The organism is Rhizobium sp. Leaf341, from assembly GCF_001424325.1.
Lineage (GTDB): Bacteria > Pseudomonadota > Alphaproteobacteria > Rhizobiales > Rhizobiaceae > Ferranicluibacter.
Window position 1 is genome coordinate 251992 of sequence record NZ_LMPE01000015.1, and the last position, 23507, is coordinate 275498.

Annotated in this window: 21 protein-coding genes; 10 read left to right on the plus strand and 11 right to left on the minus strand. The window is 64.6% G+C overall.

Features of this window, described 5'->3' with window-relative positions:
* Window positions 1–373 precede the first annotated feature (373 nt).
* Complete coding sequence (locus tag ASG03_RS16035) at window positions 374–2194, minus strand: methyl-accepting chemotaxis protein (RefSeq protein ID WP_062694484.1); 1821 nt, start codon at window positions 2192–2194, stop codon at window positions 374–376.
* Between the two features lie 210 nt (window positions 2195–2404).
* Here ASG03_RS16035 and uvrB point away from each other — a divergent pair, with 210 nt between their 5' ends.
* Entirely contained in the window at window positions 2405–5524 is a 3120-nt protein-coding gene (gene uvrB, locus ASG03_RS16040) for an excinuclease ABC subunit UvrB (RefSeq protein WP_062694486.1), read from the plus strand.
* A gap of 20 nt (window positions 5525–5544) precedes the next feature.
* Here uvrB and ASG03_RS21170 read toward each other — a convergent pair whose 3' ends face one another.
* Complete coding sequence (locus tag ASG03_RS21170; RefSeq protein ID WP_244475315.1) at window positions 5545–6078, minus strand: RloB family protein; 534 nt, start codon at window positions 6076–6078, stop codon at window positions 5545–5547.
* A 65-nt stretch (window positions 6079–6143) separates the two neighbouring features.
* The gene (locus ASG03_RS16045; protein ID WP_244475316.1) at window positions 6144–7421 is read right to left on the minus strand and encodes an AAA family ATPase; all 1278 of its coding nucleotides are present in this window, start codon (window positions 7419–7421) and stop codon (window positions 6144–6146) included.
* Between the two features lie 248 nt (window positions 7422–7669).
* On the opposite strand from ASG03_RS16045, the gene ASG03_RS21175 reads away from it, so the two are divergent.
* A complete protein-coding gene (locus tag ASG03_RS21175; protein ID WP_082475808.1) occupies window positions 7670–8203 on the plus strand; it encodes a nuclear transport factor 2 family protein in 534 nt (177 codons plus the stop codon).
* 724 nt (window positions 8204–8927) lie between these two features.
* Window positions 8928–9704, plus strand: a complete 777-nt coding sequence (locus ASG03_RS16055) for a hypothetical protein (RefSeq protein ID WP_062694490.1) — start codon at window positions 8928–8930, stop codon at window positions 9702–9704.
* Window positions 9705–9855: 151 nt separating this feature from the next.
* Here ASG03_RS16055 and ASG03_RS16060 read toward each other — a convergent pair whose 3' ends face one another.
* Window positions 9856–10431 carry a J domain-containing protein gene (locus tag ASG03_RS16060; RefSeq protein ID WP_156381875.1) on the minus strand — a complete coding sequence of 192 codons (576 nt, stop codon included), beginning with the start codon at window positions 10429–10431 and terminating at the stop codon, window positions 9856–9858.
* 599 nt (window positions 10432–11030) lie between these two features.
* Here ASG03_RS16060 and ASG03_RS16065 point away from each other — a divergent pair.
* Window positions 11031–11243 (plus strand): cold-shock protein, encoded by a 213-nt coding sequence (locus tag ASG03_RS16065; RefSeq protein WP_062473876.1) that lies wholly within the window; start codon window positions 11031–11033, stop codon window positions 11241–11243.
* A 297-nt stretch (window positions 11244–11540) separates the two neighbouring features.
* Here ASG03_RS16065 and dusA read toward each other — a convergent pair whose 3' ends face one another.
* Window positions 11541–12743, minus strand: a complete 1203-nt coding sequence (gene dusA / locus ASG03_RS16070; RefSeq protein ID WP_062694494.1) for a tRNA dihydrouridine(20/20a) synthase DusA — start codon at window positions 12741–12743, stop codon at window positions 11541–11543.
* A 422-nt stretch (window positions 12744–13165) separates the two neighbouring features.
* Window positions 13166–13408 carry a hypothetical protein gene (locus tag ASG03_RS16075; RefSeq protein ID WP_062473879.1) on the minus strand — a complete coding sequence of 81 codons (243 nt, stop codon included), beginning with the start codon at window positions 13406–13408 and terminating at the stop codon, window positions 13166–13168.
* Between the two features lie 365 nt (window positions 13409–13773).
* Here ASG03_RS16075 and ASG03_RS16080 point away from each other — a divergent pair, with 365 nt between their 5' ends.
* The 3 genes from ASG03_RS16080 (at window position 13774) to ASG03_RS16090 (ending at window position 15660) form a co-directional block, all read left to right on the plus strand.
* Window positions 13774–13977 (plus strand): hypothetical protein, encoded by a 204-nt coding sequence (locus ASG03_RS16080; protein ID WP_062473881.1) that lies wholly within the window; start codon window positions 13774–13776, stop codon window positions 13975–13977.
* A gap of 347 nt (window positions 13978–14324) precedes the next feature.
* Window positions 14325–15011, plus strand: coding sequence for a fumarylacetoacetate hydrolase family protein (locus ASG03_RS16085; RefSeq protein ID WP_062694496.1), 687 nt, complete (start codon window positions 14325–14327; stop codon window positions 15009–15011).
* A 112-nt stretch (window positions 15012–15123) separates the two neighbouring features.
* Entirely contained in the window at window positions 15124–15660 is a 537-nt protein-coding gene (locus ASG03_RS16090) for a gamma carbonic anhydrase family protein (RefSeq protein WP_062694498.1), read from the plus strand.
* Window positions 15661–15726: 66 nt separating this feature from the next.
* Here ASG03_RS16090 and ASG03_RS16095 read toward each other — a convergent pair whose 3' ends face one another.
* From ASG03_RS16095 to ASG03_RS16105, 3 genes are read right to left on the minus strand one after another with little or no spacing between them, the layout of a single operon-like run.
* On the minus strand, window positions 15727–16128 hold the full coding sequence (locus ASG03_RS16095; protein WP_062694500.1) for a Fur family transcriptional regulator: 402 nt from the start codon (window positions 16126–16128) through the stop codon (window positions 15727–15729).
* The gene (locus tag ASG03_RS16100) at window positions 16128–16958 is read right to left on the minus strand and encodes an iron chelate uptake ABC transporter family permease subunit (protein WP_062694502.1); all 831 of its coding nucleotides are present in this window, start codon (window positions 16956–16958) and stop codon (window positions 16128–16130) included. Before ASG03_RS16100 ends, ASG03_RS16095 begins: the two co-directional genes overlap by 1 nt.
* A complete protein-coding gene (locus ASG03_RS16105) occupies window positions 16951–17964 on the minus strand; it encodes an ATP-binding cassette domain-containing protein (RefSeq protein ID WP_082475809.1) in 1014 nt (337 codons plus the stop codon). The genes ASG03_RS16100 and ASG03_RS16105 overlap by 8 nt, the downstream gene beginning before the upstream one ends.
* Before the next feature lie 147 nt (window positions 17965–18111).
* Here ASG03_RS16105 and ASG03_RS16110 point away from each other — a divergent pair, with 147 nt between their 5' ends.
* Window positions 18112–19095, plus strand: coding sequence for a zinc ABC transporter substrate-binding protein (locus ASG03_RS16110; RefSeq protein WP_062694504.1), 984 nt, complete (start codon window positions 18112–18114; stop codon window positions 19093–19095).
* Between the two features lie 77 nt (window positions 19096–19172).
* Here the strand turns inward: ASG03_RS16110 and ASG03_RS16115 are convergent, their stop codons facing one another.
* The gene (locus ASG03_RS16115) at window positions 19173–19508 is read right to left on the minus strand and encodes an RcnB family protein (RefSeq protein WP_062694506.1); all 336 of its coding nucleotides are present in this window, start codon (window positions 19506–19508) and stop codon (window positions 19173–19175) included.
* 336 nt (window positions 19509–19844) lie between these two features.
* On the opposite strand from ASG03_RS16115, the gene ASG03_RS16120 reads away from it, so the two are divergent.
* Together ASG03_RS16120 and ASG03_RS16125 are read left to right on the plus strand one after the other, a co-directional pair.
* Window positions 19845–20429: a TRAP transporter small permease subunit gene (locus tag ASG03_RS16120; protein WP_062474564.1), complete on the plus strand. Its 585-nt coding sequence runs from the start codon at window positions 19845–19847 to the stop codon at window positions 20427–20429.
* Window positions 20426–22177 (plus strand): TRAP transporter large permease, encoded by a 1752-nt coding sequence (locus ASG03_RS16125; protein ID WP_062694508.1) that lies wholly within the window; start codon window positions 20426–20428, stop codon window positions 22175–22177. Before ASG03_RS16120 ends, ASG03_RS16125 begins: the two co-directional genes overlap by 4 nt.
* Window positions 22178–22314: 137 nt before the next feature.
* Here the strand turns inward: ASG03_RS16125 and ASG03_RS16130 are convergent, their stop codons facing one another.
* Complete coding sequence (locus ASG03_RS16130; RefSeq protein WP_062694510.1) at window positions 22315–23421, minus strand: TRAP transporter substrate-binding protein; 1107 nt, start codon at window positions 23419–23421, stop codon at window positions 22315–22317.
* Window positions 23422–23507: the final 86 nt, after the last annotated feature.

Here is a 23507-nt window from a genome sequence, read left to right on the forward strand (position 1 = left end):
AGTGTCCTTTCGAGGTCCTGTCGTGTCTTGCCCGCGTCCGCCCCGCGTTCCCCCGTCATAGCAGGGCCATTCCGCCACCCGCAACCGGCCTTCCACCGTGTCGTCATCGCGGCCCCGGCCTCGCGCCCGCCGATCGATAGCGCCCGGCACACCCGCCCCGCGCCCGCACCCAAAGCGCGTTGCGGGAGAAAGAATCGACGCAGCGTGCTTTAAGGTCTTGTTGTGATGCGTGTCGTTTCCCGAAACCGCGGCTCACTTGTCGGCGACATGCACGAACGGTCCGCAGGCATAAGTAAAGGGCGCTGCCTGGCGCAGCGCCCCTCAAAGGCCGGGCTCCTGCCGGCGGGTCTCTCGGGTCGCCGGGTCGAGCGGCTCAGGCCGCCCGCCGCGCCTGCCCCTCGCCGCCGGCGCTTCCGCCGCTGAGGTGGAAGGTCTGCAGCAGGTCCTTCAGCGTGCGGCTTTCCTGCGCCAGCGTCTGGCTCGAGGCCGTGGTCTCCTCGACCATGGCCGCGTTCTGCTGCGTCATCTGGTCCATGCTGTTGACGGCGACGTTGACCTCCTGCAGGCCGGTGGCCTGTTCGCGGGCGGAGGTGGCGATCGAGACGACATGGTCGTTGACGCCGTTGACGAGCGTTTCGATCTCCATCAGCGCGTCGCCCGTCGAGCGGACCAGCGTGACGCCGGTTTCCACCTCGCTGGTCGAGGTGCGGATCAGGTCCTTGATCTCCTTGGCCGCCTGGGCCGAGCGCTGGGCGAGCTCGCGCACCTCCTGCGCCACGACCGCAAAGCCACGTCCCGCCTCGCCGGCCCGCGCCGCCTCGACGCCGGCATTCAGCGCCAGCAGGTTGGTCTGGAACGCGATCTCGTCGATCACGCCGATGATCTGGCCGATGCGCGCCGAGGAGCTCTCGATCCGGCTCATGGCCGCGATCGCGCTGCGCACGATCCCGCCCGATCGCTCCGCGCTGGACTTGGTTTCAGCCACCATGGTTCGCGCCTCGCCGGCCCGCTCGGACGCCTGGCGCACCGTGGCGGTGATCTGGTCGAGCGCCGCCGCCGTTTCCTCCAGCGCCGCCGCCTGCTGCTCCGTGCGCCGCGACAGGTTGCTCGAGGCCGCGGAAATGTCGCCGGCGCTGCCGTGGACGACGTCGGTGGAGCGGGCGATCGACCGGATCGCGTCGGACAGCGCCGCGATGGACAGGTTGAAGTCGTCGCGCAGCTTGGCATAGTCCGGCGCGATCGCGCCGATCGTCACGGTCAGGTCACCCCCCGCCAGCGCTTCGAGCGCCTCGCCGACGATGCCGATCGCCTCCGCCTGCTCGTGGGCCTGGCGGGCGGCGCGGATCTCGTTCGTTCGCCGCTCGCTGTCGATTTCGCTCTGCCGGATCGCCACGCGCTCCCGCAGCGCGATCCGGTCGACCACGCTGTCGCGCAGCACGGTGAGCGCGCCCGCCATCTGCCCGATCTCGTCGCCGCGATCCGCCTCCGGCACGGGCGACGACACGTCTTCCCGGGCGATTGCCGTCATCGCCCCCTTCAGCCGGTCGATCGGCCGGACGACGCTGCGCACGACGGCAAAGGCCACGCCGAGAATGACAAGACCGGCAACGCCGGTGATGACGGAAAGCGCGATGAGGCCCCGCCAGAACAGCGTGTTGAGATCGTCCTCGTAGCTGCCGGTGCTGACGACCCAGCCCCAGGGTGCAAAGCCGGCGGTGTGGGTGAATTTCCGCAAGGGCACGGTGCTGCCCGGCTTCGGCCAGGAATAGGCCACGAAGCCCTGCCCCTGCGCCTTCACCTGGTCGGCGAACAGCTGCAGGATGGCGACGCCGTTTGCGTCCTTGAGGCCGCTCTGGTCCTTGCCGTCCAGTTCGGGCTTGATCGGATGCATGATCATGCGGCTCGTCATGTCGCTGACGACGAGATAGCCGCTGCCCTGGAACCGCATGGCGCGGACCGCATCGAGCGCCGCGGCCTGCGCGGCCGCCTTCGTCAGCGTGCCCGCCTGCTCCAGCGTATGATAATGGCTGAAGATGCCGAGCGCGCTTTCGTCCACCGCGGCCAGCAGCGCCTTGCGCTCGTCGACCAGCCGCGCATGCGACTGGAACAGCGAATAGGTCATGGCCCCCGCCATGACGATCAGCGCCATTCCCACCAGTCCGTACAATCGCACGGAGATTTTATACTGTTTCATGACATGCCCCCTGTTGCGCTCTTGTTGCGCCCCTGTTTCGTTGGCGTTGCCAACCCCGCAACAGTGCCCATACATTTCTTTCCAATATATTAGCATCCTCTCAAATAGACGGTTTCGCCCGGGACGTTGCCGGGTCGCGGCGGGAGCGATCCGTACACGATGCGTTCTTCTCCCCTTTTCTTTCCGCCAGACTCTCTCCATATTTCCGGCATGGCCAGATCTCCGAAGAAAACCGCAGCGTCCTCCCGTGAACCCACCGGATTCGAGGAGGCGCCCCAGGCGCCGTTCGACGGCGCGCCGCTGTCCGGCGGGCTGTCCGGCTCCCTGGGCGGCCCCCTGGGCGGTTCCGTGTCAGACTGGGTCCGGCAGCTCGAGGCGGAGGCCGAGGCGTCCTCCCACGAGACGCGCCGCGATGTCGCGTCGAAGGCCGGCAAGCACCGCAAGCAGGTGGAGATCGCCGCCGCGAAGGCGAAGGCGAAACCCGTCGAGCCCGCCCTCTCCCCCAAGGCATCGAGATCCGCGCGCGGCACCTCCATGGGCGGCGCCAGCGATCCGAAATCGCGCGCCGCGGCCGGCCTGCCCGCCGTGTCCGGCATGGATATCTCGCTGGAAGAATCCGCCACGCTCGCGCCCGGCGCGGTCACCGCCACCGTGGATGCGCTGGCGCAGCTGATCGAAAGCGGCAACCCGCTGTTCAAGGACGGCAAGATGTGGACGCCGCACCGTCCCGCCCGCCCGACCAAGTCCGAAGGCGGCATCCATATCGAGATGGTCAGCGAGTACCAGCCGGCCGGCGACCAGCCGACGGCCATCAAGGATCTCGTGGAAGGCCTCAACAGCGGCGAGCGCAGCCAGGTCCTGCTCGGCGTCACCGGCTCGGGCAAGACCTTCACCATGGCCAAGGTGATCGAGGCCACCCAGCGCCCCGCCGTCATTCTCGCGCCCAACAAGACGCTGGCGGCGCAGCTCTATTCCGAGTTCAAGAACTTCTTCCCCAACAATGCGGTGGAGTATTTCGTCTCCTACTACGACTATTACCAGCCGGAAGCCTATGTGCCGCGCTCGGATACGTTCATCGAGAAGGAGAGCTCGATCAACGAACAGATCGACCGCATGCGCCACTCCGCCACGCGCTCTCTGCTGGAGCGTGACGACGTCATCATCGTCGCCTCGGTCTCCTGCATCTACGGTATCGGCTCGGTGGAAACCTACACGGCCATGGCGTTCCAGATGTCGGTCGGCGACCGCCTCGACCAGCGCCAGCTGCTGGCCGACCTCGTCGCCCAGCAGTACAAGCGCCGCGACATGGATTTCCAGCGCGGCAGTTTCCGGGTGCGCGGCGACACGATCGAGCTCTTCCCCGCCCACCTGGAGGATGCCGCCTGGCGCATCTCCATGTTCGGCGACGAGATCGACGCGATCACCGAATTCGATCCCCTGACCGGCACCAAGACCGGCGACCTGCGATCGGTCAAGATCTACGCCAACAGCCACTATGTGACGCCGCGCCCGACGCTGAACGCCGCCATCAAGTCGATCAAGGAGGAGCTGAAGCTGCGCCTCGCCGAGCTTGAGAAGGCCGGACGCCTCCTGGAAGCCCAGCGGCTGGAACAGCGCACCCGCTACGACATCGAGATGCTGGAGGCCACCGGCTCCTGCGCCGGCATCGAGAACTATTCCCGCTACCTGACCGGCCGCCGCCCCGGCGAGCCGCCGCCGACCCTGTTCGAATACATTCCCGACAATGCCCTGCTGTTCATCGACGAGAGCCACGTCTCCGTCAGCCAGATCGGCGGCATGTACCGGGGCGACTTCCGGCGAAAGGCGACGCTGGCCGAATACGGCTTCCGCCTGCCCTCCTGCATGGACAACCGGCCGCTGCGCTTCGAGGAATGGGACGCCATGCGCCCCAACACCATCGCTGTGTCGGCGACGCCCGGCGCCTGGGAGATGGACCAGTCCGGCGGCGTCTTTGCCGAGCAGGTCATCCGCCCCACCGGCCTGATCGACCCGCCGGTGGAGGTGCGCCCGGCAAAAAGCCAGGTGGACGACGTGCTGGGCGAGATTCGCGAGACCGCCGCCAAGGGCTATCGCACGCTCTGCACCGTGCTGACCAAGCGCATGGCGGAAGACCTGACCGAATATCTGCACGAGCAGAACATCCGCGTCCGCTACATGCATTCCGACATCGACACGCTGGAGCGCATCGAGATCATCCGCGATCTCCGTCTCGGCGCCTTCGACGTGCTCGTCGGCATCAACCTCTTGCGCGAAGGCCTCGACATTCCCGAATGCGGCTTCGTCGCCATCCTCGATGCCGACAAGGAAGGCTTCCTGCGCTCGGAAACCTCGCTGGTGCAGACCATCGGCCGCGCGGCGCGAAATGTCGACGGCAAGGTCGTGCTCTACGCCGACAAGGTCACCGGCTCGATGCAACGCGCCATGGACGAGACCGCCCGCCGCCGCGAAAAGCAGATGGCCTACAACGAGGCCCACGGCATCACCCCGGAATCGGTCAAGGCCAAGATCTCCGACATTCTCGACAGTGTCTACGAGCGCGACCATGTCCGCGCCGACATCGGCGGCGCCACAGGCAAGGGCTTCGCCTCCGGCGGCCATATGGTCGGCAACAACCTCGCCGCCCATCTCGAAGCGCTGGAAAAGCAGATGCGCAACGCCGCGACCGATCTCGACTTCGAGACCGCTGCTCGCCTGCGCGACGAGATCAAGCGCCTCAAGGCCACCGAACTCGCCACCATGGACGACCCGATGGCGCGGCAGGAGGCCAAATCTCAGGAAGGCTTCGTCAGCAAGGCCGACCAGAAGGCCGCCAAGGCCCGGGACGCCGCGAAAAGCCAGGAGATCGCCACGGGCAAATCGAAAGCCGCGCGAAATGCAGAGACGACCGCCGACGAGGACGCAGAAGGCGCCACGCTCGCCGGTCCTTCTCCCCGCGCGCGGGGAGAAGGTGCCCGCAGGGCGGATGAGGGGCAACCTCAACCCGCACCCTCCCTCTTCCGCCAGAACAGCCTCGACGACATGGGCCCCGGCACCGACACCGAACGCCCGCTCTTCCGCCGCAACGACCTCGACGAAATGACCGTCGGCCGGACCGAAAAACCGGTCAACGGCCCCCTCCCGGTCAAGCCCGACGCGGCCAAGGCCACGAAACGCTTCTCACCGCTGACCGAAGGCCAGCCGGAACGCGCCACCGACGACCCGCGCCCGCTGGTGCGCGCAAAAGCGGGCGTCGGCAGCTATGAGGATGCCGGGGATGTAAAGCGGCAGAAGGGCCGGACGAAGGGGAAGACGGGGCGGCCGGGGCGGTGAATGGAGTAAGCTCAGAAGAGTTATCGATACTTTTTAACGATTGATGTCACCAGCTTATAGACGTGGCTCCCGGGTCTGTCTGGCCAGCGCGCGGCCTGTTTTCTATCCAGTGATTTGGCACGTTTGATAGCCGTTCTTACGTTTCTAACCAGTTTTTCTGCATCATACTTGTTTTTGTTAAAACTCCCGAGCTCAGCGCGGAGTAGGCGCGTCAGTTGCTCGGTATCTTTGAAGTCTGGTAACTCACCCTCAAGATGCAGGCAAAGCCACAATTCAAAACATGGATTGCTGACAGCAATATTAATTTTGTCTTGTACGCATGCTGCACATACCGTCCTAAGACTTGCAAGCGTCCATCTGTCGACATCTATTACCAACCAAAGTTCATCACCTTCACCTAGATCATATTCGCTGGAGAACTTTTTCAAGTTCGAAAGGACATGCTCCGGTGAGCTGCGTCCTCCGAAGGATGGCAAGGTCTTTACTTGAACGCGCGTATCCCCAAAGTGATCGAAATAGACCTTCTCTGTTATGCTTCCTTCAGAAGCTACCACAATCAACGTCGCGTCCCGCAACGTCGCTGATGATCGATCTAACGGGCGCTTTTTTCTCGAAGTAATCACTGAGCAGTACTTTCAATCCACCCTAAACCGAAGATGTCACCGACAAACGGAATGGCACCAAACCGACCATTCAAATAGCCCTTTCGAATTTCGACATCCGGCCTGATCCTCATATCCGACAAAGCATACGCGCTGGAAACACCATTACTGTCCTTCTCGATGAACCAAATCTCGTCTCTTCGGAACAAATCCAGATCAAGAAGGTGTGTATTATGGGTTGTGAATATTAACTGACCGGACAGTGAATTTTCGAAAAAAGAACGAATGAGGTTGAATGAAAGAATCGGATGCAATTTCCGGTCCAACTCATCAATAATGTACGTTTTTTCAACATTGGATAGCTCAATTAGCATAGGCAGTAGATTTATTAGCCGACGAGTTCCGGCTGATTCCTCCGACTGGTTGAACGAGAGAACATCACCGTTCGAACGTGTATACTTTACAACGAGGTCGACGACCTCCAGCTCTCCATCCTCACCTTTAGTCAGTAACCGACGGATCGCATCAGGACCAGCCACCTCTACGATGTGCCCCTCATCTGTCTGCTCTTTAATCATCTCTAGAGCATCCGCAGGCATTTCACTGAAATCCGTTACATCAAACTTTCGAGTTTCTGTCTCTATTCGATCAATCCCAATACCTGCCTGTCGGATCTTGTCAGATAGTTTGGTGACGAATTCAGCATCCTGATGAGCTCTGACATTGAGATGAGCGTAGTCCGAGTCGGCGGTTATTACTTGGAGACATGAATGAAACCATTCGAAGGGCTTTCGCAAAGACTTAACGTTTCGCTGCACCGTCTCAGTCAAGAAGAGCTGACTTGGTGCCATACCAATTGCTACGAACTGGAGGAAATCCTCACCTGTCGCTCTATCACTTCGCGAGCGCTTTTTTAAAGAAGGCCCAAGATCAATCGCGGTTTCAAACTCTCCATTCCTCAGCTTTTTCGTAATACGCTCAAACAACTTCACTTCGCGCCCGCGAGGCGATGAAAACAACCATTCTTCAGTTACATGGCTCGGAAGTACACGAAATCCATACTCGTAATCAGTACCTTCGTGACGATAGTTAAATATAAACTCACTCGGAACGCGCTGCTTTGCAGATGATGTTTTGTAAGGACGGGTCTTAATGCGCCCGTCCGCGTTACCCTGCACCACTAGTTCTTTAGCAAACTTAACAGCGTGAACCAGATTAGTCTTTCCATGGCCGTTAGCTCCATAAACAGCAGCACCCCGAAGAACTCGTAATGGTCTCCGCCCTTCCGTTTCCATCACGTGAGTTGCATGTCTATCGTCCGCCGACGCTACCATAGATAGCTCAGTTCTGTCCTTGAAACTCAGGAAGTTAGAAACTGCAAATCTCAGTAACATTTGTAAGCCCTCTTTTTAGCACCCATATCACAGTCGCTTAAGCAATGAAGTGTTTGAGAGAAAAAATCTCGCAAATGGAGTTTAAAACATCCCGGAACAACCCACCCACCATCCAGTTCACTTCTGAGCCCAAACCTCAGGAGCGCCCCATGACAGCCCTTGCAGACACCTTCATCTCCGCCCTTCATCGCCTCGAATCCGATCGGGATGTCGAGACCATTGCAAAACTGTTTGCCGATGATGCCAGCGTGTCCAATCCCCTGGTGTCCTATGATGATGGCGGGCCGGATGCGGCGAAGACGTTCTGGTCGCATTACCGCGATGCCTTCGACGAGATTTCGTCGGAATTCCGCGCCGTGACCGAGACGGACGGCGTTGCCTTTCTCGAATGGCGCAGCCGCGGCACGATGTCCGGCGAGACCTTCGATTATGGCGGCGTCAGCGTGCTGGAGGAGGCAGACGGCCGGATCTCCTCGTTCCGCACCTATTTCGACAGCGCCCAGATCCCGCATGCCAAGATCGAGGGCGGGGACGCCACCGGCGCGGGACCGTCCGGGAGCCGCCCGGCAAATCCCGGCGGCAAACCGGAGATTTCGCTGACGGGGAACACCAAAGGCGAAGACGATCTCGACCGCGCCCAGCGCGAGGCTGCGGAGCAGCGCGCCAAGGGTGGCTACAGCTGAGGTTTCGGCCCGCCCTACGACACTGAAACCTCTTTGAAAACAAAGCGGCAGGCCGGTTAGCGCCTGCCGCTTTGCCGATCCGGGCGGGCCTTACCCTCGCCTGTCGATCCCCGGCGGCCCCGCGTTCGCCGCGCGCAGCCGCACATTTTTTGGCACGCCGCTTTCCCCGCCGGCATGAGCGCCCCGCATACTGGCCGCGTTCCGCTCTCGGATACACCGGCAGGCGTGCCGGCGAGGCGGAGCCGGCTGTGGGGCGGGTGGAACGACGTGCGCCCCCCGCATCACGGTTCGCATCACGACCTCCCCCCGAGGCGCCGGTGCACCGCGCAAGCGATGCACCAGAACGGTTCGGGTTTGCCTTTGCGGCACGGAGCGTCGTTTCACGCGCCTTCGGGGCGCGCCGGGACGACGGCAGAGAGGCACGTGCGGGCAGAAACCGCCGAACGGGGCGCCGGAAGGTGTCATTCTACATTCATGTCAACGCGGCAGCTTCCAGCGCCCCGTCCGAACCTCGGCCCTCAAGGGCCGAACACGATCGATGCGCCATACCGCGAGGCCGAACCGCCTGCGTGAAGGAGACCGCATGTCCCGACGCCCCCGACGGCCCGCAGCCCGGCGAACCGCCCGGCGAAACGCCCGGCCATTTTCCCCGCCTTCCGCGCCTCACGACATGCCGGCCAACCCCGCCGCCACGCCGTATGCCGATCACGCGCCGACAAACGGGATGTCCCTCGACGTCAGCTGGCCCTTTGCCTGCTACGCGGGAAACCCGGAGGAGGTGCCCGACCTTGCCGACGCAAAGCCAGCCGCCTCAAAACGTGACGACTCCAAGCCTGCCGGGCCCCATCCCGCTGGCCGCAGTGACGCGGAGCCTGGTCCCGCCGCACCGGATATCACCGGACGGGACCCCGCCGATCTCGGCTCCAGCCGCGCCGGCGGTGAGACCGCCGGCCATGAAACGGGCACCCTCGACACCGGACGCTGCGACACCGGACGCCATAACACCCCCGGCAGCGACGAGACCGGGCCTCCCGCGCCGCCCGCCTCTGCACCTCCTGTCCCCGCGCGTCCCGCGCCATCCCGCCCGTTCGAGCCGCGCAGCCGCGTTTGCGCGACCGCCGACATGCTGTTCACCCAGGCCCTGCTCTGCGACCGCGCCCGCTGCCGCCGGCACCGGTGCTGCAGCCTTCCCGGCGCGACGCCGCACGATCCGGCCCGCGGCGTCCATCAGGCCGAGATGGTCCTGCCCCGCTGCCTCGCCGGCATGCCGCGCGATCTCGTTGAGGGCTTTCTCGTGATTCTCGCCTTGTCGGTTGAGGTCGAAGCCCTTCTGGCGCCGGGCGCGCTGAAGGAGATGGGCCGTCTCCTCGGCAGCGATCCGATGGACACCGACATCCGCGCCGCCCTCGCCGTCGCCCGATCCTGCCTCCCCCGCGGCCACCCGCTCAAAGCGGAATTCCAGGATTTTTGGAGAAGAGATATGGTGAGTGGTGAGCCGTGAGTGGTGAGGAGTAAGGAGTGAGGAGTGAGGAGTGAGGAGTGAGGAGTGAGGAGTGAGGAGGGGTTAGGCAGTCGGTAGTGGGAAGGCAAATGGCCCCTCGGTCGGCTTGCTGATGACGCTTTGCGACAGCGTGATCGCAGCTCACCCCTCACTATTCCGCCGCTTCGTCGCGTTCCTCGCCGCGCAGCGATTCCAGCTCGTAGCGATAGCCTTCCAGCATCAGATAGGCCTGCTCGATCACCTCGATCTGGCCTTCGGCGGTCTTGATCGCATCGGCGATGGATTGGGAGCGCGCGCGCAGCATGGAGCCGAGCACATCGGCGTCCGGGCGGCGGCCGAGGCGGTCCATGTGCTGGCGGACACGGGTGCGGTGGCGTTCGAGCTCGAGAATATGGAACCGGCTTTTCACGATGTCGTCGGACAGCCGGCGGCGCATGGCGGCCACCGGGTCGAAGCTGCCGGGTTCGCGCTCGTCGAGGATCACCTCGTTGACCAGCGTCTCGATCACCAGCAGGCCCTTGAGGTCGCGCGGGTCGGCGAGCTGCGGATCATAGCCGGTATTGTCGAAGATCTTTCGCCGCACCGGGTCGCGCAACAGGTCGTAGGCGGCCTGCAGCTGGCCGAAGACCGCGCCGTCGCCGCCCTGGTCGGGATGCGCCGTCTTGGCCACCTGGCGATAGGCGGCCTTGATCGCGGCCTCGTCGGCGTCGCGCTCCACGCCCAGCATCGCATAGGGATCGATCACCTTGCCCCCGTTCCTTTCGCCGCAGCCGGCCTTGCCGCCGGTCGTTCCGGTCTCGGCTGCTTCGTGTCAGCCGGTCGATGTCGGCACCCTTGCAGTACCCGCCCCGGCCTCCGGCATCAACCCTTGGCGCGCACGAGACGCCCTTGCACACATGCAAACCCGCAGCCCGCACGCATGCGCCGCGGTGCACCGCTTCGGGACACTCGGTCACGCATCCGACGAAAATGTGGAGGCCCGGCCTTTTTCTCCGTTCGGTCCCCGCGGATCCCAGCGGAGACCCGCTTGCCAAGGCGCGTATTTGCTGGCAGAAATATACCGTTCGGGCTGTTCATCCCGGAGACTGGACTGATGTGGTTGTGCCGCTCGGCGGCGTTCCGGTGGGGTATCTGCTGTGGACACAGCCGAACGGCAGCATGGGGCGGATGGCCGGCCACGGCCTTGCGGCTCCCATGGGCGTAGACGTTCTTTGCTCCCGTACGTGACATCCAGACCGCGTGCCCTGTTCCGGCACGCACGACCGCCCGCCTCCCCGGCACCGGGGGTGCGGTTACCACAACAAGGGAAGACCAGAGGACATCCCCATGGCCACCAAAGGCACCGTAAAATTCTTCAACCAGGACAAGGGTTTTGGTTTCATCACGCCGGAAGGCGGCGCGAAGGACGTTTTCGTCCACATCTCCGCTCTTCAGGCTGCCGGCCTGCAGACCCTGAAGGACGGCCAGCAGGTCACCTTCGACACCGAGCCGGATCGCATGGGCAAGGGCCCGAAGGCCGTCAACATCAGCGCTGCCTGATCTGCCGCTGACGACATTCCGGAAACGGCGCCCTTGCGGCGCCGTTTCTGTTGGTGGCTCTCATCGTCCGCCAGAGCGCCGGCCCTTGCAACGAACGCCGAAAAAAGCCGCCCCGGCCGCCTCCCCGCCTGCAGGACCGGCGCCAGACTGGCCCCTCCCGCCGCAGAGACCGGCGAAACCCCGGATGTCGCCCGGCGCCTTTCAAGACATCCTCATGCAGGTCGCCTGAAAACGTGCAGCGGTTTTCGGGAAACGACATGCCGCAAGACAAGACCGGACCCGTTCGAACCGGCGCGATCACGCGGCAGCGTCGCCCGCCCCGGCGTCCGCGCGGGCTCCCGCCCCGTCGAGCACGGCGGCAAAGGCGGCAAGGATCACCTCTGGCCCCGCCCCGGCCCGCGTCGCATCCGACGACAGGATCTGCCGGAACCGCCGCGCGCCCGGCCATCCCTGGAACAGGCCGACCATGTGCCGCGTCACATGCACGAGCCGCCCGCCGGCGGCGATATGTCCGGCGGCATAGGCCATCATCGCATCGCGCACGCCGCACCAGAGGTCCTGCGACATGCGGTGCCCCGCCTCGGTGATGTCCGCCGGATCGACGGCGATCGGCGCCGCGCCGGTCAAGGGATGCGGAAAGGCGCCGTCCACGCAGGTCAGCAGCGCGCTATCATGATAGGCGGCCCGGCCGAGCATCACGCCGTCGAGCGGCCGGGACACGTCGGCAGGCAGAGGGGCGGCAGGAAGAGGAGCGGCAGGCAGAGGAGCGGCGAGAAGATGGGGCGTATCGACCGGATGAAGCTGCCGCAGGGCATCGCCCAGCGTGTGCAGTCCGCCATTGAGGCCGATGAAGAGATCGGGGTTCTCCGCCTTGATCCGGTGCACCAGCCCGTAGTCGAGCGGCGGGATCTCGCGGTTTTCTTTCGGCGAGAGACCCTGCAGCCAGGCCTTGCGCGCATGCACCCACACGCCGTCCACGCCGGCTGCCCGCACCTGCTCCAAGAGCGCGCGCAGCGCGATCTCCGGCTCCTGGTCGTCGACGCCGATCCGGCATTTCACCGTCACCGGCAGCGCGACCTGCGCCTTCATCGCCGCCACACAGTCGGCCACCACCGCGGGCTCCCGCATCAGGCAGGCCCCGAACGTGCCGGACTGCACGCGGTCGGAGGGACAGCCGACATTCATGTTGATCTCGCAATAGCCGAAATCCGCCCCGATCCGCGCCGCCTGCGCCAGCTTGTCCGGATCATTGCCGCCCAGCTGCAGCGCCACGGGCGTATCGGCCACCGGACAGGCCAGCAACCGCGCCCGATCCCCCCGCAGAACCGCATCGGCGACGATCATCTCGGTATACAGCAGCGCATGCGCCGAAAGCTGCCGCGCAAGATACCGATAATGCCGATCCGTCCAGTCGATCATGGGGGCCACGGCGAAGACAGGGCGGGTGTAGGGACGCGTGCCAGTGTGGGTCTTGAAGTGGGTGTCTGCGATGTCCGTCATCCTGTCGTCTCGTCGCTCAAGAGGAATCGGCCGGCGAAGGCTCGCGGGCTAAAAACCGGCGCGGCGCGGCCTGTCGGGGATGCCTGCCTGCCTCCGCTCATTCCCAGCATGCCGGTCCGTCCGGGCACGGGTTGTGGGCGTCGTCATAAACCCCCAGCCGATCCTCGCCAAGGCCCGGCCTTCCGAAAAGGCGCGCCGGACGGGATCGCATCGGCGGCGGCAAGGCGCATCAAAAAAGCCTGCCGCGGGAGGAGGTGCGGCAGGCTTTCTGAAAGGATCCTGGGTCGGGAGGAGATGACCCGGATCGACCGAAGCACCTGGGAGGAGGAGGAGCGCTTCGGTAACCATCAATATAATGCTGCATTGCAGCAAAAACAAGATGGGTAGAGAGATTTTCAGGCTGTATTAAAACCGAACCCGCGTCAGAACCAGGAGCGGTCGTGCCAGCTGTCTCTCTGGTCTCCGGCGCCCAGAACGTAGCCGGCCAGAAACGCGACCGCGCCAACCAGCAGCAGCGCGGTGCCGGTCGCCGCCCGGTGGTCCTGCGCCGTCGCCGCCACGGCCCCGGCTTCGCGTTGCACGGCAGAAGTCGCGCGCTTGACCTGCGCCTTCATCGTGGTCTTGTCTTCGAGTTCGCCGGTAAATCCTGTCTTGATATCGGACATCTTCCTGCTCCGGGTAGGTGAGAGACAGGGAAGAAAGATAACCAGAAGGAAATTTGTTCCGCAGCGCCAGAAAATACGTCACATTTTGGCATTATGTTTTTGCAGTGCAGTAAAACGGGTCGAAAATTTCTTTACAAGCCTGCCTTATTTTCTGCGTCCCGCATTTTTCGCTGGTTGTAGCACGGACTTTCTGGCAAGCTCATGGTGAGGTGCCTCATAAAAACCTGCTTCGCAGACCGAAATGCCTGAGTCGCGCGGAATCGGCGCGTGAACAACGGCCGTCGCGCAGAACGACCTACTTGACGACCCACGGGATGACAGGCCGCACGAACACGCATTGCACGAAAGAGGCAAGGGAGAGAGACATGGTCGAGGAAAATCTGTACCGCATCGTAGAAGTGAGCGTAAAGCGTGGCGCCGATCGGCGCGATGTCGGCATCATGACGGTGCGCCAGGCCCTGGCCCTCCCGGATGTGCCGAGCCTCGAATACACCGATCCGGACCGCAAGACCCGCAGCGGCGGCCCTTTCATCACCCGCGCCCAGCTCCAGGCCTATGCCTGCCGCTGAGGCCGCTGTCGGCATAGACATCCGGCACGTCCTGTAGGTTCCGCGCGGCTTGGCCATCCGCACCGTCCCGAGCCGCGAGGGTCGAGACCGGGTACCGAGCGTCCGGCGGCCCGCGGTCCCGAGCGTCGTCCGCCCGTCGGGAACACGCGCCGACACCATCCTCTCCCGACACCAGCCTTCGCCGGGCAACATGTTGTCCCCGCAGGATGGCCTTCCCTGCAAACGGATCGTGGCGGCAGACGGATGGCAGCGGCAAATGTCCCCGGCGGCAAAATGGGTCCGTCGTCTTCCCCGCGCCTGTTCCCCGGTGCTATCCTCTCGCTGTCGTCACCAGCATCCGGAATGCCATGAACACCGTCATCACCGCCGCCCCGCCCGTCATCCTGCCCGTTTCGGGAAGCGAGGCCGGTTTCCCCGTTCGTCGCGTCTATTGCGTCGGCCGCAACTATGCCCTCCACGCGATCGAGATGGGGCATGACCCCACGCGCGAGCCGCCCTTCTTCTTCCAGAAAAATCCGGAAAACCTTCGTCTCCCGGCGGCGGGCTTTCCCTATCCCGCACGCTCGAACGACGTGCATCACGAGGTCGAGCTGGTCGTGGCGCTGAAGTCCGGCGGCACGGATATCGATCCGGCCGCCGCAATGGACTGCGTCTGGGGCTATGCGGTCGGCATCGATTTCACCCGCCGCGATCTGCAGGCGGACGCCAAAAGCAAGGGCCAGCCATGGGCGGCCGCCAAGGCGTTCGAGCACTCCGGCCCGGTCTCGCCGCTCGTGCCGGCGGAACAGGGCGTGGATCCAGCCCGCGGCCGCATTCACCTCAGCGTCAACGGTGCCATCCGGCAGGATGGCGATCTCGCGCAGATGACGTGGAAGATCCCGGAGATCATCGCGGAGCTTTCCAAGCTGTTCGAGCTGGCCGCCGGCGACGTCATCCTCACCGGCACGCCGGCCGGCGTCGGCGCTGTCGAGCGCGGCGATGTCGTCACCTGCGGCATCGACGGGATCGGCGATCTCACCGTCACTGTCGTCTGATGCAGAATGGGCGGGCGCGCGGCAGCACCGCTTCGCCCGCCCTCACCCGGCACGACATCGACGCAGCATGACATCGACCCCGCACGCCCTTACCCCTGCTCCTGGAGCCCCCATGCCTCTCTACGCTCTCGGCACCCTGCGCCCCACCTGCCCGGACCCCGATCGCTACTGGATCGCGCCGGACGCCCATGTCGTGGGACATGTCATGCTCGGCGTGGATGTCGGCATCTGGTTCGGCGCCGTGCTGCGGGGCGACAACGAACCGATCACGGTCGGCGCGCGCAGCAACATCCAGGAGGGCGCCGTCGTCCATGTCGATGCCGGCTTCCCGGTCACCATCGGCGAAGGCTGCACCATCGGCCATCGCGCCATCGTCCATGGCTGCACCATCGGCGACAACAGCCTGGTCGGCATGGGCGCAACCATCCTCAATGGCGCGGTCATCGGCAGCAATTGCCTCGTCGGGGCCAATGCGCTCGTCACCGAGGGCAAGGTCTTCCCGGACAATTCGCTGATCGTCGGCGCTCCGGCGCGGGTGCTGCGCACGCTGGACGACGCGGCCATTGCCGGCCTGCGCGCCTCGGCCGAAAGCTATGTGCGCAACGCCAGAGCCTTTTCGGCGACGCTGACGCGCATCGACGAGGCCTGAGCGCTGGTCAGACCAGGTCAGGTCGATCAGGCCAGATCAGGCCAGATCGGGTCATGCCGGGCGAGGTTACGCCGCGGTGCAGTTGCCGCACTGCCCGCGCATCTCGATCGTCGTCTTCTCCGTGGTAAAGTGCCGCTTGAGCGCCAGATGTGCCAGACGGTCCTCGATCTCCGGGTCGCTGATCTCGCTCACCTGCCCGCAATCCTCGCAGATCGCAAAGGCGATCACGCCCTTCTCCGGCCCGTGATCGTGCGGGTGGGTGCAGGCGACGAAGGCGTTGAGGCTCTCCAGCCGATGCACGATGCCGAATTCCGTCAGCTTCTCCAGGGCCCGGTAGACCTGGAGCGGGGCCCGGAACCCGTGGTCGCGCAGCTTGTCGAGAATCGTATAGGCGCTGAGCGGCGCTTCGGCGTGGGTCAGCGTCTCCAGCACGAGCGCCTGGTTGCGCGTCAGCTTGCGTGGCTCCATCAGTGATGTCCTCCCGGCGGTGAAAAGGGCGTGCCCTCCCGGCCGCGCTTGCCGATCGGCAGCAGGCTGAGGACGAAGATGACGAGGGCCGCGACCACGATCGACGGGCCGGACGGCGTGTCGAAATGCAGCGAGCCGAACAGCCCGCCGACGACCGACACCGCGCCGATCAGCGAGGCGAACACGGCCATGATCTCGGGCGAGGCCGCAAAGCGGCGCGCCGTGGCGGCGGGAATAATGAGCAGCGAGGTGATGAGCAGGATGCCGACGATCTTCATGGCGATCGCGATGACCAGCGCCATCAGGAGCATGAAGAACAGACGCGAGCGCTCGGGATTGAGCCCCTCGGCCTCGGCGATCTCCGGATTGACGGTCGAGGCGAGCAGCGGCCGCCAGAGCATGACCAGCGCCATCAGCACGAGAATGCCGCCGCCCCAGACGAGGTCGATATCCGCCTCGGACACGGCGAGGATGTCCCCGAACAGGAAGCCGACGAGATCAATCCGCACCCAGGTCATGAAGGCGACGATGACGAGACCGATCGACAGCGAGGAATGCGAGAGAATGCCGAGCAGGGCATCGGTCGACAGCCCGCCGCGCTTCTGCAGCGCGAGCAGGAGCAGCGACACCATCGCCGCCACGAGGAACACGCTGACCATGAGGTTGAGGTCGAGCAGCAGCGACAGGGCCACGCCGAGCAGCGCGGAATGCGCCATGGTGTCCCCGAAATAGGCCATGCGCCGCCAGACGACGAAACAGCCGAGCGGCCCGACCGTGATGGCAAGACCGACGCCGGCGATGAGGGCGCGAATGAAGAAATCGTCAAGCACGGTCGCGCTTCCCCGGTTCGAGTCGCTTCAGGCGGACCTGGCTGTGGCCGCATCCGCAGTTTTCGTCATGCACGTGGGCCGCGGCGGCCGTATCCTGTGCCCGGTCGCTTCCCGGGGGGTGGCCCCCCGGGGGGTGGTCGCCCGCATGGTGGCCGTCCTCCGGGTGGCAATGGTCCGTCAGGCTTCCGTCCGCATGCAGGACGCGACCGTCGGGAAGATGGGTGTGGTCATGATCGTGATTGTAGACGGCCAGCGTCTGCGCGGCCTTCACGCCGAAGAGGCGCTGATATTCGGGGCTCTGGCTCACCGCCTGCGGCGTGCCGCGGCAGCAGACATGGCCGTTGAGGCAGATCACCGTATCCGTCTCCGCCATGACGACGTGCAGGTCGTGCGAGATCAGCAGGATGCCGCAGCCGGTTCTGTCGCGAATCGTCTTGATCAGGCCGTAGAGCGCGATCTCGCCGGAAAAGTCGACGCCCTGGACCGGTTCGTCCAGCACCAGGAGATCCGGGCGACGCGCGATCGCCCGCGCGAGCAGCGCCCGCTGGAATTCGCCGCCGGAGAGATGCTGCACCTCCGCCCGCGCCAAATGCAGGATGCCGGTGGACGAGAGGGCCTCTGCGATCTCGGCGCTTTTCAGCGGCCCCGTCAGCGTCATCAGACGCTCAACGGTCAGCGGCAGCGTCCAGTCGATCGCAAGTTTCTGCGGGACGTAGCCGACCTTGAGGCCGCCCGCCTTCTCGACACGGCCCTCATCCGGCTTCAGCACGCCGATCGCCGTCTTGGCGGTGGTGGATTTGCCCGAGCCGTTCGGGCCGATCAGGGTGACGATCTCGCCGCGCGACACGGAAAAATCGACGCCCCGCACCAGCCAGCGCCCGCTGCGGCGGATGCCGACCTCCCGCAGCGTCACCAGCGCGGCACCAGGCGAGCGCGCAGGCGTTGCGCGTGGGGCCACCGGGCCCGGCAAAGGGGCGGTCTGCAGTGGAGCGTCGATTTCGGACATCGGAAATTTCCCGGAGAACCCTGTTGCCAGCGGCTATGCCACACGTTATAGCATAACGCAATTGATGTAATAACATTACATTGAGAATGCAATGCCGGCATAGCCTTTTCCGGTCGTCGGCCCGGCAGAACCCTACAGGAGCCTCCCATGTCCCCTCGCGCCTCGCTGATCCTCGCCGCCACCGCCTTTCTGGCGGCCGGGACGGCCCATGCACAGACACCCGACGTCGTGGTGTCGATCAAGCCGATCCACTCGCTCGTCGCCGCCATCATGCAGGGTGTCGGCGAACCCGCGCTGATCGTGGAAGGCGCCGCCTCCCCCCATACCTACAACATGAAGCCCTCCAATGCCGCCGCGCTCCAGAACGCGAAGATCGTCTTCTGGATGGGCGAAGGCATGGAGCATTTCCTGACGAAACCTCTGGAAACGCTGGGATCGAAGGCAACCATCGTGGCGCTGGAAGACGCGCCGGGCGTCGAAAAGCTGCCGCAGCGTGAAGGCGGCCCGTTCGAGGCGGACGACGATGGCGACGAGGCCGAAGCCGCGCCGGCCGAGGCTGCCGGTGGCCACGCAGCGACGGATGCTGATGCCCATGCCCATGACGATGGCGAGTTCGACATGCATTCCTGGCTCGACCCGCGCAATGCCAAGGCGATGGCCGCCGAGATCGAGACGGTTCTGTCGAAGACCGATCCCGACCATGCCGCGGCCTACCGCGCCAACCGCGCGACACTCGACGCGCGTATCGACGCGCTGGATCGTGCGATCGCCGCGACGGTGGCCCCGGTCAAGGATCGCCCCTTCGTCGTCTTCCACGATGCCTATCAGTATTTCGAAAAGCGCTACGGCGTCGCCATCGCCGGCTCGATCACGGTCAGCCCGGAAACGGCGCCCGGGGCCCAGCGCCTGAAGGAAATCCACGCCAAGATCGAAACGCTCGGCGCCACCTGCGTCTTTGCCGAGCCGCAGTTCGAGCCGAAGCTCGTCAATGTCGTGCTGGAAGGCACCAACGCCAAATCCGGAACGCTGGACCCGGAAGCCGGCACACTGACCGCGGGCCCCGATCTCTATTTCCAGCTGATGAACGGCATCGCCCAGTCGCTGGCAAGCTGCCTGTCGCAGCAGGGCTGACGGGCGCACGCACGCGGCGTGATACCGCGGAGAAACAGGCTGCGGCCCCCTGTTCGGGGGCCGCAGCGAAACGCATGTCAGCGGGCGGAGGAAAGGCCGACGATGACGCCCGTGGCGACGCTGATCAGCAGGAAATCATTGTCGACCTTGACCCAGCGCTGGCCGCGCGGCGGTGCGCTCAGGCGGTAGCGGCGATAGTCGCGGATCTCGGCGGTCCGGCGGCGCTCGGCCGGCGACAGGCGATGTCCGCGGGCCCAGCGGGTCTTGCGCACGACGGTCTTCTTGATCGTCGTGGTCGTGTGCCGTTCGACCGTCCGCCCCCGGGCGCCGTCATGCCGGTCCTGCGGCGCAGCGAAGGCGCCCGGCGCGGCGAGGAAGGATGTGGCGAGAAGAGCGATGATGAAACGTTTCATGACTGCGTGTCCTTGTGTTGCGAGACAGCCGGAAACTAGGGTCGGGATGATGAACGGCAAATGAAGATGCGCATTACATTTCTGTAACCATATCAGAACATTATAAGACGATCATGATCTTCCGCGGCAATTCGGCGCGGGCGCAGGCGCCATCCGTCGCGCCGGAGATGCCGCTCTGCACGCGCCCGGGCGGGTCTTCGACTTTGGTCGCATCGCCGCGCCGCGCAGGCCCAAACGGTGCGCAAAACCGTCCATGGCGCTTGAAAGCACGGCCGAAATCGGCACTGTGGCGACATGGAGAGCCGCTGGGGAGCGCGGCCGGAGGGGGAGTTCGACATGAGATCACTGCTGGGCCTCAGCCGCCTGATAGACGCGACAACGGAGTTCATCGGCAAGTCCGTGACCTGGCTCATTCTCGTCGCCGTGCTCGTCAGCGCCGGCAACGCGGTGATCCGCAAGACCTTCAACATGTCGTCCAATGCCTGGCTCGAGGCGCAGTGGTACCTGTTCGGCGCCGCCTTCATGCTGGCCGCCGCCTACACGCTGAAACAGAACGAGCACATCCGCATCGACGTCGTCTACGGCAATTTCTCCCGCCGGGTGCAGCACTGGATCGACTTGCTCGGCCACCTCCTGTTCCTCATGCCCTTCGTCCTCGTAATGATCGTCTATCTCGTGCCCTATGTCCGGATGAGCTACACCTCCGGCGAGGTCTCCTCGAGCGCCGGCGGTCTCATCCTCTGGCCAGCCAAGGCCATCCTGCTCGCGGGCTTCGTCCTGCTCGCCTTCCAGGGCGTCTCCGAAATCATCAAGAAGATCGCCATCATGCGCGGCGTCATCGACGATCCCGCGCCCTACGTGCCGACGCATGCACCGCTGGAAACTGCCGTGCCGAACACCGATCAGGAGGTCCGCCCGTGATCGAGTTCATTGCCGAGAACCTCGCCCCCATCATGTTCCTGTCGCTGATCATCTTCATGCTGATCGGTTATCCCGTTGCCTTCTCGCTGGCTGCGAACGGCCTCCTGTTCTTCGTCATCGGCGTCGAGCTCGCGCCCTTCTCTGACAGCATCAACCTCTCCTGGCCGCTGCTCAACGCGCTGCCGGATCGGTTCTGGGGGGTGATGTCGAACGACACGCTGCTCGCCATTCCCTTCTTCACCTTCATGGGCATCGTGCTCGAGAAGTCCGGCATGGCCGAGGACCTGCTCGACACGATCGGCCAGCTGTTCGGCCCGGTGCGCGGCGGGCTTGCCTATGCCGTCATCTTCGTCGGCGCGCTCCTGGCCGCCACCACCGGCGTCGTCGCGGCCTCCGTCATCGCCATGGGCCTGATCTCGCTGCCGATCATGCTGCGCTACGGGTACGATCGCCGGGTCGCCTCGGGCGTCATCGCCGCGTCTGGAACGCTCGCGCAGATCATCCCGCCCTCGCTGGTCCTCATCGTCCTTGCCGACCAGCTCGGCCGCTCCGTCGGCGACATGTATGCCGGGGCCCTCATTCCGGGCCTCGTCCTCACCGGGCTCTACATGGGCTATATCCTGCTGGTGTCGTTCCTGAAGCGCGACGCCATGCCGGCGCTGCCGCTCGAAGCCCGCACACTCGGCTCCGGCGTCACCTCGCTCATCGTCGCGCTCGTCGTGGCCTTCGCCTTCGCCTATGCCGCGCATGTCATGCTCTCGCCGACCTACGGGCCGGATGCCGACATCCTCGGCGGAACCTGCGGCGTGGCCTTCATCTACGTCGTCGCCATCATCGACCGCGCGACCGGGCTCAACATGATGTCGCGCCTTGCCCAGCAGGTCATCATCGTCCTCATCCCGCCGCTGGCGCTGATCTTCCTGGTCCTCGGCACCATCTTCCTCGGCATCGCCACACCGACCGAAGGCGGGGCCATGGGCGCCGTCGGCGCGCTCATCATGGCCGGCGCCAAGGGCCGCCTGTCGATGGAGGTCATCCGCTCGGCCCTGACCGCCACGACCCGGCTCTCGGCCTTCGTGCTCTTCATCCTCATCGGCGCCCGCGTCTTCTCGCTCACCTTCTACGGCGTCAACGGCCACATCTGGGTCGAACATCTCCTGACCGCCATGCCGGGCGGCGAGACCGGCTTCCTGATCGCGGTCAACGCGCTCGTCTTCTTCCTCGCCTTCTTCCTCGATTTCTTCGAGCTGGCCTTCATCATCGTGCCGCTCTTGGCCCCGGCCGCCGACAAGCTCGGCATCGACCTGATCTGGTTCGGGGTGCTGCTCGGCATCAACATGCAGACGAGCTTCATGCATCCGCCCTTCGGCTTTGCGCTGTTCTACCTGCGCTCGGTCGCGCCGAAGATCCCCTATCTCGACCGGATCACCGGCAAGCTGACCCCGCCGGTGACGACCGGACAGATCTATTGGGGGGCCGTCCCCTTCGTCTTCATTCAGATCCTGATGGTCGCCCTGACGATCATGTTTCCGCAGATGGTCATGCACTACAAGGGCAATGGCGCGGTTGTGGATCCGAACACGATCAAGATCGAGGTTCCCGGCTTCGGCAATACCGGCGGCGGCCTGAGCCTCCCCGGCGGCCTGCAGCTGCCCGCCGGCAACCCGCTCGACGGCGCGAAACCCACAGATCCCTCCAGCGCTCCGCCGCCCATGAACGATCTGAGCGCACCGCCCTCCTTTAAGTAGCGGCGGCCGCATCACCATGACGAAGAGACGGCCGGGTCATCCCCGGCCGTTTTCACAGCGGTACCATCAAACGAAAACCGCCGGAGCCCGTGTCTGACATCGGGCTCCGGCGGCGGTCGTCGACAGGGTGGATGGGATCAGAGCTTGCCGTTGCGCTGCTGGATCATCATGAACGTGTCGTAGTTGTATTCCGCGATCTGCGCATTGAGATAGAACTCCGACCGGAAGGCCTTGATCGATCCCCAGATCTTCTTGAACGTCGGGTTCGTCGCCTCCATGTCGGCATAGACCTTGTTAGAGGCGTCGAAGCAGGCGGACAGGATCTCCGCGCTGAACGGGCTGAGTTTGGCGCCGGAGGCGACAAGCCGCTTGATCGCGGCCGGGTTCAGGTAGTCGTACTTCTGCAGCATGTTGGCGTCCGCCGCCTGGCAGGCCGTGCGCAGCAGCGACTGGTAGGCCTTGGGCAGGCCGTCGAAGGCCGTCTTGTTGAACATGGCGTGGACGGTCGGGCCGCCTTCCCACCAGCCGGGATAGTAGTAGTAGGGCGCGACCTTGTAGAAGCCGAGCTTCTCGTCGTCATAGGGACCGACCCATTCGGCTGCGTCGATCGTGCCCTTTTCGAGCGAGGGATAGATATCGCCGCCGGCGATCTGCTGCGGCACGACGCCGAGCGTCTGCATGACCTTGCCGGCAAAGCCGCCGACACGCATCTTCAGGCCCTGAAGGTCGGCCACCGTCTTGATTTCCTTGCGGAACCAGCCGCCCATCTGCACACCGGTATTGCCGCCGGGATAGGCGACCAGACCCTGCGGCGCCAGGAACTCGTTGAACATGTCGATGCCGCCGCCGTGATACTGCCAGGCATTGTGTCCACGGGCATTGAGCGCGAAGGGAACGGCCGCGCCCAGCGCCCAGACCGGATCCTTGCCCCAGTAGTAGTAGGAAACAGTGTGGCAGGCCTCGACCGTGCCGGAGGATGCGGCATCGGCGGCCTGCAGGCCCGGCACGATTTCGCCCGCGGCAAAGACCTGGATCTTGAAGTTGCCGTCCGTCGCGTCGGACACATATTTCGAGATCACCTCGGCGCCGCCATAGATCGTGTCGAGCGATTTCGGAAAGGACGACGTCAGCCGCCAGGAGACCTTGGGCATGGTCTGCGCGATGGCCGGCGCCGACAGCACGGTTGCAGCGGCTGCCCCGGCGCCACCGATCCCTGCGCGACGAATAAATGAACGACGATCCATGTCCTGTCTCTCCTCCTGTCGCAGTCAGCCGGTAGAATGCCGGCTGTCCTCCCTGCGGGCGCCCTGTGAAGCACCTGATCCAAGAA